15 protein-coding genes are annotated in these 12,862 nt (G+C 73.6%); 7 read left to right on the forward strand and 8 right to left on the reverse strand.

The genetic code is table 11. The features are described from left to right. Nucleotides 1-122: 122 nt before the first annotated feature. From AB0D94_RS21385 to AB0D94_RS21410, 6 genes are all read right to left on the reverse strand, one after another. Entirely contained in the window at nucleotides 123-869 is a 747-nt protein-coding gene (locus AB0D94_RS21385; RefSeq protein WP_362054420.1) for an urease accessory protein UreD, read from the reverse strand. A 140-nt stretch (nucleotides 870-1,009) separates the two neighbouring features. Further along, nucleotides 1,010-1,705, reverse strand: coding sequence for an urease accessory protein UreG (ureG, locus tag AB0D94_RS21390; protein WP_362054176.1), 696 nt, complete (start codon nucleotides 1,703-1,705; stop codon nucleotides 1,010-1,012). Nucleotides 1,706-1,751: 46 nt separating this feature from the next. Further along, the gene (locus AB0D94_RS21395) at nucleotides 1,752-2,426 is read right to left on the reverse strand and encodes an urease accessory UreF family protein (RefSeq protein ID WP_362054179.1); all 675 of its coding nucleotides are present in this window, start codon (nucleotides 2,424-2,426) and stop codon (nucleotides 1,752-1,754) included. Between the two features lie 31 nt (nucleotides 2,427-2,457). After that, nucleotides 2,458-4,179, reverse strand: a complete 1,722-nt coding sequence (locus tag AB0D94_RS21400) for an urease subunit alpha (protein WP_362054182.1) — start codon at nucleotides 4,177-4,179, stop codon at nucleotides 2,458-2,460. Then, the gene (locus AB0D94_RS21405) at nucleotides 4,172-4,483 is read right to left on the reverse strand and encodes an urease subunit beta (protein WP_362054185.1); all 312 of its coding nucleotides are present in this window, start codon (nucleotides 4,481-4,483) and stop codon (nucleotides 4,172-4,174) included. Before AB0D94_RS21405 ends, AB0D94_RS21400 begins: the two co-directional genes overlap by 8 nt. Nucleotides 4,484-4,496: 13 nt before the next feature. Then, on the reverse strand, nucleotides 4,497-4,799 hold the full coding sequence (locus AB0D94_RS21410) for an urease subunit gamma (protein ID WP_362054188.1): 303 nt from the start codon (nucleotides 4,797-4,799) through the stop codon (nucleotides 4,497-4,499). A gap of 345 nt (nucleotides 4,800-5,144) precedes the next feature. On the opposite strand from AB0D94_RS21410, the gene AB0D94_RS21415 reads away from it, so the two are divergent. Further along, the gene (locus AB0D94_RS21415; protein ID WP_362054191.1) at nucleotides 5,145-5,543 is read left to right on the forward strand and encodes a VOC family protein; all 399 of its coding nucleotides are present in this window, start codon (nucleotides 5,145-5,147) and stop codon (nucleotides 5,541-5,543) included. A gap of 46 nt (nucleotides 5,544-5,589) precedes the next feature. On the opposite strand, the gene AB0D94_RS21420 is transcribed toward AB0D94_RS21415, so the two are convergent. Continuing rightward, nucleotides 5,590-6,042 carry an ATP-binding protein gene (locus AB0D94_RS21420; protein WP_362054194.1) on the reverse strand — a complete coding sequence of 151 codons (453 nt, stop codon included), beginning with the start codon at nucleotides 6,040-6,042 and terminating at the stop codon, nucleotides 5,590-5,592. Between the two features lie 197 nt (nucleotides 6,043-6,239). On the opposite strand from AB0D94_RS21420, the gene AB0D94_RS21425 reads away from it, so the two are divergent. After that, complete coding sequence (locus AB0D94_RS21425; RefSeq protein ID WP_362054197.1) at nucleotides 6,240-7,124, forward strand: helix-turn-helix transcriptional regulator; 885 nt, start codon at nucleotides 6,240-6,242, stop codon at nucleotides 7,122-7,124. 12 nt (nucleotides 7,125-7,136) lie between these two features. Further along, a complete protein-coding gene (locus AB0D94_RS21430) occupies nucleotides 7,137-7,358 on the forward strand; it encodes a DUF397 domain-containing protein (protein ID WP_362054200.1) in 222 nt (73 codons plus the stop codon). Between the two features lie 6 nt (nucleotides 7,359-7,364). On the opposite strand, the gene AB0D94_RS21435 is transcribed toward AB0D94_RS21430, so the two are convergent. Then, a complete protein-coding gene (locus tag AB0D94_RS21435) occupies nucleotides 7,365-8,537 on the reverse strand; it encodes an 8-amino-7-oxononanoate synthase (protein WP_362054203.1) in 1,173 nt (390 codons plus the stop codon). 156 nt (nucleotides 8,538-8,693) lie between these two features. Here AB0D94_RS21435 and bioB point away from each other — a divergent pair, with 156 nt between their 5' ends. The 4 genes from bioB (at nucleotide 8,694) to AB0D94_RS21455 (ending at nucleotide 12,859) form a co-directional block, all read left to right on the forward strand. After that, on the forward strand, nucleotides 8,694-9,959 hold the full coding sequence (gene bioB, locus AB0D94_RS21440) for a biotin synthase BioB (protein WP_362054206.1): 1,266 nt from the start codon (nucleotides 8,694-8,696) through the stop codon (nucleotides 9,957-9,959). Then, nucleotides 9,952-11,274, forward strand: a complete 1,323-nt coding sequence (locus tag AB0D94_RS21445) for an adenosylmethionine--8-amino-7-oxononanoate transaminase (RefSeq protein ID WP_362054209.1) — start codon at nucleotides 9,952-9,954, stop codon at nucleotides 11,272-11,274. The genes bioB and AB0D94_RS21445 overlap by 8 nt, the downstream gene beginning before the upstream one ends. A gap of 1 nt (nucleotide 11,275) precedes the next feature. Beyond that, complete coding sequence (gene bioD / locus AB0D94_RS21450) at nucleotides 11,276-11,995, forward strand: dethiobiotin synthase (protein ID WP_362054212.1); 720 nt, start codon at nucleotides 11,276-11,278, stop codon at nucleotides 11,993-11,995. Nucleotides 11,996-12,184: 189 nt separating this feature from the next. Continuing rightward, nucleotides 12,185-12,859: a class I SAM-dependent methyltransferase gene (locus tag AB0D94_RS21455; protein ID WP_362054215.1), complete on the forward strand. Its 675-nt coding sequence runs from the start codon at nucleotides 12,185-12,187 to the stop codon at nucleotides 12,857-12,859. Nucleotides 12,860-12,862: the final 3 nt, after the last annotated feature.

Here is a 12,862-nt window from a genome sequence, read left to right on the forward strand (position 1 = left end):
GCCCGTGAACGTCTCCACCCACAACGGCTCAGTCCGCAACACCCCACCCATACAAGCAAAATGCCCAAGACTGAGCCTTCTGCAACAACCTTTAGGGCCTGACCCGAAAGACAGGCCCTAGGTCACCAGCCGTAGGAACGCAGGGCCGTGTCGAGCAGTTCACGCAGGCGCAGGGCGTCCGGGGCCAGGGCCGTCACGAGCACGGCCGGACCGGCCAGCGGGGTCACCGCCGCGAACTCCCCCAGCGGCCCGGCCGCGGGCGGCGCCCCGGCGAAGGCCGGGTCCACGACCAGGAGCTGGCCGAGCGCCCGGTGGCCCGCCAGTCCGGCCGGGCCGTCCCAGCCGCCGGGCGCCCCGGGCCCGCAGGTGAGTTCCTGGTCCAGCAGCGGACGGCCGCCGAGGCCGACGGTGAGCCGGCTGCGCAGCAGGCCCGGGCTCTCCCCCGTCCGGCCGAGCACCTGCTCCTCGCGCAGCAGCAGCCGTGCGGTGGGGGCCAGTTCGGCCCGTGTGCGCACCCTCAGGTCGCTGCCCCGTACGGAGACCAGCGGCTCGGGCAGCCACCGCACCGAGGCCCCCTCCGCCAGGTCGAGCCGTACGTCGTAGCGCGCGGGCTCGCCGCCGCGGCCGGGCAGCGCCAGCGTCGCCGCCGCCGAGGCGAGGGCGAGGCGGGCCCCGGGCCCGGCGGTGGCCTCGACGGTGAGGTGGTCCCCGCCGAGCGGGGCGCTCATCGCGCCGACCAGCATGACCCCGGCCTCGGCCCCGCGACCGCGGGTGCGGCGCAGCGCGAGCGGCCCCTCCCCGGCCAGCAGGGGCAGGGCGGTGGAGCCACGCCCGTCGGCGACGGCGTGGATCCGGGCGGTGGCCCGCAGGCCCGCCGCGGGCGGAGCCGGGGCGGCGGGGGCTGTGGCCGCCGGGGCGGCGGGGGCTGTGGCCGGCGGGACGGCGGGGGCTGTGGCCGCCGGGACGGCGGGAGCGGTGGCCGGCGGCGGAGCGAGGGCCGGCGCGCTGGTCACCGTACGGTCCAGGCGGCGATCCGCTCGCGCACCCAGGCGGCCACCGGGGCCACCCCGTCCGGGCCGCGCAAGGACTGGAAGGCGACGGGCAGTTCGCCCCGCTGCTCGGCGGCGTCGCGGGCCATCCGGTCCAGGTCGGAGCCGACGTGGGGGGCGAGGTCGGTCTTGTTGACGACGAGGAGGTCGGCGGTGGTGACGCCGGGGCCGCCCTTGCGCGGGATGTCGTCCCCGCCGGCCACGTCGATGACGAAGATCTGGGCGTCGGCCAGGCCGCGGGAGAAGGTGGCGGTGAGGTTGTCCCCGCCGGACTCGACGAGGATCAGGTCGAGCGGGCCGCTCTCCCGGAAGGCCTCCTCCAGTTCTTCCACGGCCTCCAGGTTGGCGGAGATGTCGTCGCGGATGGCGGTGTGCGGACAGGCCCCGGTCTCCACGGCGGTGATCCGCTCGGGCGGCAGCACGGCCTCGCGGAGCAGGAACTCGGCGTCCTCCCGCGTGTAGATGTCGTTCGTGACGACCGCCATGGAGAACTCGGCGCGCAGGGCGCGGCAGAGCGCGGCGACGGTGGCGGTCTTGCCGGAGCCCACGGGTCCGCCGAGTCCGATGCGCAGGGCGCGGCGCGAGCCGTCGGCCCGCAGCGGCGCGGCGCTGTGGGTGTGCCGGTGGGGGTAGGTCACGGCGTGGTCGAGGTGCATGGGAGGGGTCTCCTTGGGGTGGTCGGGACGGCCGGTGGGGCGCGGTTCAGGAGGCGAACAGGCGTACCGGCCAGTCGGCATGGATCTCCGCCGCGATCTCCAGCAGGGGTGAGGAGGCCGCGGGCAGGGCGTCCGGGCCCTCCGAGCGGGCGCGCAGCGCGGCTCGCTCCGCCCGGGCGGCGACGGCGTCGAGTTCCGGGGCGAGGCGGGCCAGGACCCCGCTCGCCTCGAAGGGGTCCAGGCCCAGCAGCCGGACGGTCGCGGTCGCGGGCCCGCCGACCGCCTCGTACGCCGCCACGTGCGCCGCGTCGCGCGGCCCGAGCCCGGCCGCCCGGGCGGTGACGCCGAGCACCACGGGCTGATGGGCTCCGCGCGGGAAGGCGGCGGCCAGTTCCTCCAGTTCGGGGGACGGCCAGGTGGCCCGGGCGGCGCGCATGAGCTGCCGGCCCAGCCGCCGGGCGGCCGTGCGCAGCGCCGGCGAGGGGGTGCGGGCGTCGGCGGCGGCGTCGAGCTCCGCCGGGTCGAGCCCGAGGGCCGCGGCGGCGGCGAGGCCGGCGGCGGTGAGGCCCGCGGTGTGCAGCCGGCCCCGGCAGAACTCCTCCAGGGTGGCCGCGTCGTGGATGCGGCCCGCCTTGCAGGCGGCTTCGGCCCCGCCGGAGTGGGCGTGGCCCCCGGCGGGGAAGCGGCCGTCGGCGAGGACGAGCAGGGCGGCGAGGCTCATCGGGTGGGGCCTGTCATCGGAAGGCCTGTCATCAGAAGAGGAAGTAGCGCTGGGCCATGGGCAGTTCGGTGGCGGGCGCCGGTTCCACGGCTTCCCCGTCGATGCTGACGGTGAAGGTGTCGGCGTCGACCTCCACCCTCGGCATGGCGTCGTTGTTGCGCATGTCCGCCTTGCTGACCTTGCGGGTGCTCTCGATGGCCACGAACTCCTTGCCGAGTCCGAGCCGTTCGGGCAGTCCGTCGTCGAGTGCGGCCTGCGCGGTGAAGTTGAGCGAGTTGAGGCCGGGTGCCCGCCCGTGGGCGCCGAACATCGGCCGGGGCAGCACCGGCTGGGGGGTGGGGATGGAGGCGTTGGCGTCGCCCATCTGCGCGTAGGCGATCTGGCCGCCCTTGATGACCAGTTCGGGCTTGACCCCGAAGAAGGCGGGGTTCCACAGGACGAGGTCGGCGAGCTTGCCGGTCTCGACCGAGCCGATCTCGCGGGCGAGGCCCTGGGCCACGGCCGGGTTGATCGTGTACTTGGCGACGTAGCGGCGCGCCCGGTGGTTGTCGGCGGGCCCGTCGCCGGGCAGGAAGCCCCGGCGCTTCTTCATCACGTGGGCGGTCTGCCAGGTGCGCAGGACCACCTCGCCGACGCGGCCCATGGCCTGGGAGTCGGAGGAGATGATGGAGATCGCCCCGAGGTCGTGCAGGACGTCCTCGGCGGCGATGGTCGAGGGCCGGATGCGGGATTCGGCGAAGGCGAGGTCCTCGGGGACGGCCGGGTTGAGGTGGTGGCAGACCATCAGCATGTCGAGGTGTTCCTCGACGGTGTTGACGGTGTGCGGCCGCGTGGGGTTGGTGGAGCTGGGCAGGATGTTGGGCTCGGAGACCACGGTGATGATGTCGGGGGCGTGCCCGCCGCCGGCCCCTTCGGTGTGGTACGAGTGGATGGTGCGCCCGCCGATGGCGGCGAGGGTGTCGCCCACGAATCCGGCCTCGTTGAGCGTGTCCGTGTGGATGGCGACCTGGGCCCCGGTCTCCTCGCAGACGCTCAGGCAGGCGTCGATGACGGCGGGGGTGGACCCCCAGTCCTCGTGGATCTTGAAGCCGAGCGCGCCGCCGCGCAGCTGGGAGTGCATGGCCTCGGTGGACATGGTGTTGCCCTTGCCGAGCAGGCCGATGTTGACGGGGTAGGCCTCCAGCGCGGCGAACATCCGGGCGAGGTGCCAGGGGCCGGGGGTGACGGTGGTGGCCTTGGTGCCCTCGGCCGGTCCGGTGCCGCCGCCGACGAGGGTGGTGATCCCGGAGGCCAGGGCCTCCTCGATGACCGTCGGGGAGATGAAGTGCACGTGGGCGTCGATGGCGCCGGCCGTGACGATCTTCCCGTTGCCGGCGATGATCTCCGTCTCCGGGCCGATGACCAGTGCGGGGTCCACCCCGTCCATGGTGTCGGGGTTGCCGGCCTTGCCGATGCCGCAGATCCGGCCGTCGCGGATGCCGAGGTCGGCCTTGACGACGCCCCAGTGGTCGAGGACGACGACCCCGGTGATCACGGTGTCGGCGGCGCCCTCGGCGCGGGTGGTGCGGGCCTGGCCCATGGACTCGCGGATGACCTTGCCGCCGCCGAAGACCGCCTCGTCGCCGGACCGGCCGGGTCCGCCGCTGAGGTCCTCTTCGATCTCGACGAAGAGGTCGGTGTCGGCCAGCCGGATCCGGTCACCGGTGGTCGGCCCGAAGAGGTCGGCGTACTCCTGGCGCGAGATCTCAGCCATCGAGCGGCCCTCCGGTCTCCCCGCGCAGTCCCGGTACGGTGCGCAGCCCGCCCAGCGGTACGAGTTCCACCGCGACCGGGATGCCCGGCTCGAAGCGGACCGCGGTGCCGGCGGCGACGTTGAGCCGGAGCCCGTGGGCCGCGCGGCGGTCGAAGTCGAGGCCGGGGTTGGCCTCGGCGAAGTGGTAGTGGGAGCCGACCTGGACGGGCCGGTCGGCGGAGTTGAGGACGACGAGACGGGTGACGGTGCGGCCCTCGTTGAGGAGCACCGGGCCGTCCCCGTAGGCGATTTCGCCGGGGATCATGCGGGTACGCCCTTCAGACGATCGGGTCGTGGACGGTGACGAGTTTGGTGCCGTCCGGGAAGGTCGCCTCGACCTGGACGTCGTGGATCATCTCGGGGATGCCCTCCATGACCTCCTCGCGGCGCAGGACGGTACGGCCGGAGGCCATCAGCTCGGCCACGGTGCGGCCGTCGCGGGCGCCTTCGAGGATGTGCGAGGTGATCAGGGCGACCGCTTCGGGATGGTTGAGGCGGACCCCTCGGGCCTTGCGCTTCTGGGCCACGTCGGCGGCCACGTGGATGAGCAGTCTCTCCTGCTCGTGCGGTGTCAGATGCACACGAATCACCAAGCTTCCGGGACAAGATCAACATCGTGCCGGGGCGACCCTACTGGCCGTCAACACTCTGTTGACCTGCACATATCCGAGCCAAGCGTGTCTTGCCCAACACAGGGAAAGCCTTTCCGTCCCGACCACCGCGGCTTTACCGGATCATGGGCGATCGTTGGCGGAGGAACGTGGCCGCCACGCTAGGCCGCCCGTTTTTCCGTTGAGTTAACCCACGTTTCGGGGAGACACTCGGTTCAGCGGCCGGGCGGGGCGAACCCCGTTCCGTATACGGCCGTCAGGCAGCCCGCAGGCGGCCTTCCACCGGAGCTCAGACAGCTTTCACCGAGGAGACGCGTGTTCGTCAATCCCGTCCGGCACATCACCTTCAACGCCCTCGACCCTTACGCGGTCGCGCGGTTCTGGTCCGCCGTGACCGGCTTCTCCATCCACCCGGACGACCAGGAGGGCGACGACGAGATCCTCCTCGAACCGCAGCCGGCGCAGCCCGGCGTGCCCGGGCTGCTCTTCGTCCGCGTCCCCGACGCCAAGTCCCTCAGGAACCGCGTCCACCTGGACATCCAGCCGCCCACCGGCACCCGGGACGAGACCGTGGAGCGCCTGATCGGGCTCGGCGCGAAGCTCGTGGACGACCGGCGCGCCCCGGACGGCGTACTGGGCTGGGTCGTACTGGAGGACCCCGAGGGCAACGAGCTGTGCATCGAGCGGAGCGCGTCGGAGCGCGGGCTCGGCTGAGACCGGCCGCCGCCGGTCCCGCCGTGCCTGACGGCCCCGCCGCCGTTCAGCAGCCGGTGACGGCGTTCCGCGCCGGGGCCCCGACCGTCCAGGGGAGGGCGATCCACACCGTCTTGCCGCCGTCCTCGGTGGGGCTGACCGAGAGCCGGCCGCCCGCCTCCGCGGTGAGCCAGCGGATGATGACCATCCCGCGGCCGTTGTCCTGCTGCACCGCGGCCGGCAGCCGCTTGGGCCAGCGCGGGTGGCTGTCGGTCACTCCGACGCGCAGCCACTCCCCGCGCTCCAGCCGGACGTCGACGGTGAAGGTGGGCGACTGGCCGAAGGTGTGCTGGACCGCGTTGGTCGCGAGCTCCGAGACGATCAGTCTGACACTGTCCGCGGTGTCGGCGTCATCGGGCAGTCCCCATTCGCCCAGCACCTCCGCGACATAGCGGCGGGCGGCGGCGACCGAGGCCGGATCGCTCGGCAGAGTGACGGATGCTTCCTGGTGATCTGCCATGGCGACGGTCCCTTTCCCACCGGGGCCAAGCCGCCCCGGATCTGTGCTGGACGCCAGAGTGCCACCCATCGTGCCGCCGTTTCTGCCGATCCCCCAAGATATGCATATATCTGTCCCTCAATGCGGTGAACTCTGCTACGGAAGAGCGTATTTGGACGGCAGACTGGTGCGAGCTGTGCCGGTGGAAGGAGGCGGGTGTGCAGCACGGTCCCGCGGTGCGCCGACGCAAGCTCGGCGAGGAACTGCGTGCCCTGCGCGACCGGTCCGGACTCACCAGTGGTGAGGCGGCCCGGATCGTGGGGTGGCACCAGTCGAAGATCAGCCGCATCGAGACGGGGCGCAGCGGCGTCAAGCCCGAGGACATCCGGCTCCTGCTGGACGCCTACGGGGACGTCGTGAGCGCCCAGCAGCGGGCCCTGCTGGAGGCCCTGTCGGCTTCGGCGGCGGGCCCCGGCCCGAGCGGCGACACCGGGCGGGGCCGCCAGTGGTGGCACGACTACCGGGGTCTGCTGCCCCAGGAGTACCGGGACTTCATCAGCCTGGAGGCCGGGGCCCGGTCGGCCCGTACGGTGGAGCTCTCCGTGGTGCCGGGGCTGCTGCAGACCCCCGGCTACGCGCGGGCCGTGACCCGGGCCGCGCTGGGCGGGCTGCCCGAGCCGAAGGTGGACGCGCTGGTCGCCGTACGGCTGGCACGGCAGTCGGTGCTGCGGGCCGATCCCCCGCTGGAGCTGAGCGCGGTACTGGACGAGGCGGTGCTGCGCCGGCAGATCGGCGGGCCCGGGGTGATGAAGGAGCAGCTGCGACACCTGGTGGAGGTGGGACGACTGCCCCAAGTGCGGTTGCAGGTACTTCCGTTCAGCGTGGGGGGCCATCTCGGCCTCACCGGACCGTTCGTCATCTTCTCATTTCCGAACATCGCTGATCTGGATGTGGTGGTACTCGACCATTTGACGAGTAGCCTCTATCTGGAGCGGAAGGAAGACCTAGAGGCGTACAGCGCCGCGTTCCGCACCATCCAGGCGCACGCACTCCCGCCCCAGGACTCGTCGGATCTCATCAGCTCACTCGCTGACGACGCGTAAGGAGGCACCCCCGTGTCCGCAACCCCCTTATCCACCAGCGGACTTCTGAACAGCGCGCGGTGGCGGCGGAGCAGCCGCAGCACCGGAATGAACAACTGTGTGGAAGCGGCCGCCCTCAGCGGTGGCCTGCTCGCCGTCCGCGACTCCAAGCGGACGGACGGCCCGGCCGTGCTCTTCACCGGGCCGGCCTGGGACGGCTTCCTCGCCTCGGTCCGGGCGGACCTGCTCCCGTAACCCCGCCTACCGGTCCGTGGCCCCGGCGGGCGCGGTCCCCAGGATCGTCCCGACGGCCCGGTCGATCTCCTCCCCCGTGAGATCGGCCCGGGCGGTCAGCCGCAGCCGGGAGATGCCGTCCGGCACCGACGGCGGGCGGAAGCAGCCCACGGACAGACCTGCCTCGCGGCAGTCGGCGGCCCAGCGCAGTGCCGCCGAAGCCGACGGGGCCCGCACCGACACCACGGCCGCGTCCGGCCGGGCCGCGGTCAGGCCGGACGCGGTGAGCCGCCCGTACAGCTCGGCGGCCACCTCGCGGGCCCGCTCCGCGCGTTCCGGTTCCCGCTGGAGCAGGCGCAGGCTCGCCAGCGCCGCGCCCGCGGCGGCGGGCGCGAGCCCGGTGTCGAAGATGAAGGTCCGGGCCGTGTTGACCAGGTGCCGGATCACCTTGGCCGGGCCGAGCACCGCACCGCCCTGGCTGCCCAGGGACTTCGAGAGCGTCAGCGTGGCCACCACCCCCGGCGCGCCCGCGAGCCCGGCCGCGTGCAGCGCGCCCCGGCCGCCCTCGCCCAGTACGCCCAGCCCGTGCGCGTCGTCCACGACCAGGGCCGCGCCCTCGTCCCGGCAGGCCGCCGCGTAGGCCGCGAGCGGGGCCGCGTCCCCGTCGACGGAGAAGACCGAGTCGCTGACCAGCAGCGCCCGGCCCTCGTGGGTGGCGAGCGTCTTGCGCGCGGTGTCCGGGTCGGAGTGCGGGATCACGGCGATCTCGGCGCGCGAGAGGCGGCAGCCGTCGACGATGGAGGCGTGGTTCCCGGCGTCGGAGACCACCAGCGTGCCCCGGTCGCTGAGCGCGGTCACGGCCGCGAGGTTGGCCGCGTAGCCGGAGGAGAGCACCAGCGCCGCCTCGAATCCGCAGAAGGCGGCGAGCTCCCGCTCGAGCTCGGCATGAAGCTCGGTCGTACCCGTCACCAGCCGCGATCCAGTGGCTCCGGCCCCCCAGCGCTCGGCCGCCTCACGTGCCCCGCGGACGGTCCCGGCGTGCCTGGACAGGCCGAGGTAGTCGTTGCTCGCGAGGTCGAGGAGCGGCGAGGAGGCCGGGCGCGGCCGCAGCGTCCGCACCAGTCCTGCCTGCTCGCGGGCCCGTTCGGCGTCATCAATCCAGGCGAAGACGTCCACGGGATCGGGGCTGTGCTGGGGCATCGGCGCGTCCTCGGTTTTTGTCGGCAGTCCACAGACCTGCCCGACCTTAACCGCCGTGACTTGAGCGTCAGGTGTGGCGATACACACACTAGGTTCCGGCCATGTTGTTCATTCTCTCCTTGGCCGGGAGTGGTCGTGTGGTCCAGGATCGGCGTCATGGATCTGCTGAACACCTTGGTTGACAAGGGGCTGCGGCGCGAGCTGCCGACCCGCGAAGAGGCACTCGCCGTGCTGGCGACCTCTGACGACGAACTGCTCGACGTGGTGGCCGCGGCCGGCAAGGTGCGCCGCCAGTGGTTCGGGCGTCGGGTCAAGCTGAACTACCTGGTCAACCTGAAGTCGGGCCTGTGCCCCGAGGACTGCTCGTACTGCTCCCAGCGTCTGGGCTCCAAGGCCGAGATCCTCAAGTACACCTGGCTGAAGCCGGAGGAGGCCTCCCAGGCCGCCGCGGCCGGTGTCGCGGGCGGCGCCAAGCGGGTCTGCCTGGTGGCGAGCGGCCGCGGTCCGACGGACCGGGACGTGGACCGCGTCGGGAAGACCATCGCGGCGATCAAGGAGCAGAACGAGGGCGTCGAGGTCTGCGCCTGCCTCGGCCTGCTCTCGGACGGCCAGGCGGAGCGGCTGCGCGACGCGGGCGCGGACGCGTACAACCACAACCTCAACACCTCCGAGGCCACGTACGGCCAGATCACCAAGACCCACACCTACGCGGACCGGGTCGACACGGTGCAGAAGGCGCACGCCGCCGGCCTGTCCGCCTGCTCCGGCCTGATCGCGGGCATGGGCGAGAGCGACGAGGACCTGGTCGACGTCGTCTACTCGCTGCGCGAGCTGGACCCGGACTCGGTGCCGGTCAACTTCCTGATCCCCTTCGAGGGCACCCCGCTCGCCAAGGAGTGGAACCTCACCCCGCAGCGCGCCCTGCGGATCCTGGCCATGGTGCGCTTCGTCTGCCCCGACGTCGAGGTCCGGCTCGCGGGCGGCCGCGAGGTGCACCTGCGCACGATGCAGCCGCTGGCCCTGCACCTGGTCAACTCGATCTTCCTGGGCGACTACCTCACCAGTGAGGGCCAGGCCGGCCAGGCCGACCTCGACATGATCGCGGACGCCGGTTTCGAGGTGGAGGGCGCCGGTACGACGACCCTTCCCGCGCACCGTGCCGACGTGGCGGAGGCCGCTTCCGCCGGGGGCTGCGGCTCGCACGGCGGCGGCGCCTCGGTCTGCGGTACGGCGGCTCCCTCCGGTGCGGCCGACGAGGCGGGCTGCGGCTCGGCCTGCGGCGGCTGCTCCGGGCACGGGCCCGCCGCGCAGGAGCCGGCGCCGGTACCGGTGGCCTCGCAGGCCGGCGCCGGTGAGGTCCGGTCCGACCTGGTGGCGGTGCGCCGTCGCGGAGCGGGAACGGACCTCGCCCCCAATGCCTGATCCGCACCACGCGCACGACCCGCTGCCGGTCGAGGAGCTGCTCGCTCTGGACCGGCAGCACGTCTGGCACCCGTACGGCCCGATGCCCGGGCGGCAGGAGCCGCTGGTCGTCTCCTCCGCCTCGGGTGTCCGGCTGCGGCTCGCCGCACCGGCCGAGGGGCAGGACGAGCTGGTCGACGGCATGTCCTCCTGGTGGTCGGCGATCCACGGCTACAACCACCCGGTGCTGAACGAGGCCGTGACCGGCCAGCTGGGCCGGATGTCCCACGTGATGTTCGGCGGGCTCACCCACGAGCCCGCCGTCCGGCTGGCCGCGAAGCTGGTGGAGATCACCCCGGCCGGCCTGGAGCACGTCTTCCTCGCCGACTCGGGCTCGGTCGCCGTCGAGGTCGCGGTCAAGATGTCCCTCCAGTACTGGCGTTCGCTGGGGCGGACGGGCAAGACCCGGCTGCTGACCTGGCGCGGCGGCTACCACGGGGACACCTGGCAGCCGATGGCCGTCTGCGACCCCCAGGGCGGGATGCACGAGCTGTGGCAGGGCCACCTGCCGAAGCAGGTCTTCGCGGACGCGCCGCCCGGCGGCTTCGACACGCCCGTCGACCCCGCGTACGCCGCCCACCTGCGCACCCTGATCGCTGCGCACGCGCACGAGCTGGCCGCCGTGATCGTGGAGCCGGTGGTGCAGGGCGCGGGCGGGATGCGCTTCCACAACCCGGGATACCTGCGGGTGCTGCGCGAGCTCTGCGACGAGTACGGGGTCCTGCTGATCCTGGACGAGATCGCCACGGGCTTCGGCCGTACGGGCGCGCTCTTCGCGGCCGACCACGCGGGGATCACGCCCGACGTGCTGTGCGTGGGCAAGTCGCTGACCGGCGGTTACCTCACGCTCGCCGCGGCCCTGTGCACCGAGCGGGTCGCGCAGGGGATCTCGCAGGGCGAGGTCCCGGTGCTGGCCCACGGGCCGACCTTCATGGGCAACCCCCTGGCCACGGCGGTCGCCCTGGCCTCCATCGACCTGCTGCTCGGCCAGGACTGGGCCCGGGACATCAAGCGGATCGAGGCGGGCCTGCGCGAGGGCCTGGCGGAGGCGGCCGCACTGCCCGGGGTCCGGGACGTACGCGTGCTGGGCGCCATCGGCGTGGTCCAGCTGGACCACGAGGCGGACGTGGCGGCCGCCACCCGGGCGGCGGTCCGGGAAGGCGTGTGGCTGCGCCCCTTCCGGGACCTGCTCTACACGATGCCGCCCTTCGTCACCGGCGACGCCGACGTCGCCCGCATCTGCCGCGCGGTGTGCGCGGCGGCCCGGGAAGGCTGAGATGTCCGTACTGGTCGTGTCCGGGACGGGCACGGAGATCGGCAAGACGGTGGTCACCTCGGCGATCGCCGCCGCGGCCGTGGCCCGCGGCCGCTCGGTGGCGGTGCTCAAGCCTGCCCAGACGGGCGTGGGTCCGGACGAGCCGGGGGACGCCGCCGAGGCCGTCCGGCTGGCGGGCCCCTCCGTCACGGCGGTGGAACTGGCCCGCTACCCGGAGCCGTTGGCCCCGGACACCGCGGCCCGCCGCGCGGGGCTGCCGTCGCTCTCGCCGGCGGACATCGCGCAGGCCGCGGAGAGGCTGGCCCAGGACCACGACCTGGTGCTGGTGGAGGGCGCGGGCGGGCTGCTCGTCCGCTTCGACGAGCAAGGCCACACCCTCGCGGACGCGGCCCGGCTGCTCGGCGCCCCGGTGCTGGTGGTGGCCCCCGCAGGCCTCGGAACCCTCAATTCCGCCGCCCTGACGGCGGAAGCCCTCCGGGCGCGGGACCTGACCGGACTGGGCCTGGTGGTCGGCAGCTGGCCCGCGGACCCGGACCTGGCCTCCCGGTGCAACCTCGCGGACCTCCCGAAGGTCTCGGACCTGCCCCTGCTGGGCGCGGTCCCGCACGGCGCGGGCTCCATCCCCCCGCCCGCCTTCCGCACCGCGGCCCCCTCATGGCTGGCCCCACCCCTGCACGGAACCTGGTCGGCCCAGTCCTTCCTGACCACCTGGCCGGCGTAACGAATCGCCGCACCGACGGGGCGGACCCACATCCAGCCCCGCCGAGCCACATCCGGCCCCGCCGGCGCTTGAGGCGCGGGGGCCCGGGGGCGGAGCCCCCGCAACGGCGCCGCACCCACCAGGGATGAGCGCCAGCGGAAAGGGCACGCTGAAGGTATGCGCCCCGTCCCCCGCCCCGGGAGGTCCGTCATGTCGCCGCGCAGCAAACCGGCCGCCCAGCCCCCCGACTCCGTGCACCACCCGCTCTTCGCCCGGTTCTACGCCCGCGCCAGCGCCACCGCCGAAACCCACGGCATCGCCGCCCTCCGCCGCGAGCTGCTGCACGGCGTCTCCGGCCGCGTGATCGAGATCGGAGCCGGCAACGGCCTGAACTTCCCCCACTACCCGCGCGCCGTCTCCGAGGTGGTGGCCGTCGAACCGGAGCGCACCCTCCGCCGGCTCGCGGTCTCCGCCGCCCTGCGCGCCGAGGTCCCGGTGGACGTCGTACCCGGTGTCGCCGAAGCCCTCCCGGTCAAGAGCGAGGCCTTCGACGCCGCCGTCGCCTCCCTGGTGCTGTGCACCGTACGTGACCTCCCGCGCACCCTCGCCGAGCTGCACCGCGTCCTGCGCCCCGACGCCGAGCTGCGCTTCCTGGAGCACGGCCTGGCCCCGGGGCCAGGCATGGCCGCCGTCCAGCGCGGGCTGGACCGGACCGTCTGGCCCCGCCTCTTCGGGGGCTGCCACACCTCCCGCGACCCGCTCGCCTCGATCGAGGCCGCGGGCTTCCGGATCGTCTCGCACCGCGCCTTCCGGCTGCCCGAGCGCGGTCCGGCCCTGCCCACCTCGTACTGCGTGATCGGCTCCGCCCGCCGCTCCCCCGAGTGAGGG

Source organism: Streptomyces sp. NPDC048255, assembly GCF_040652415.1.
Taxonomy (GTDB): domain Bacteria; phylum Actinomycetota; class Actinomycetes; order Streptomycetales; family Streptomycetaceae; genus Streptomyces.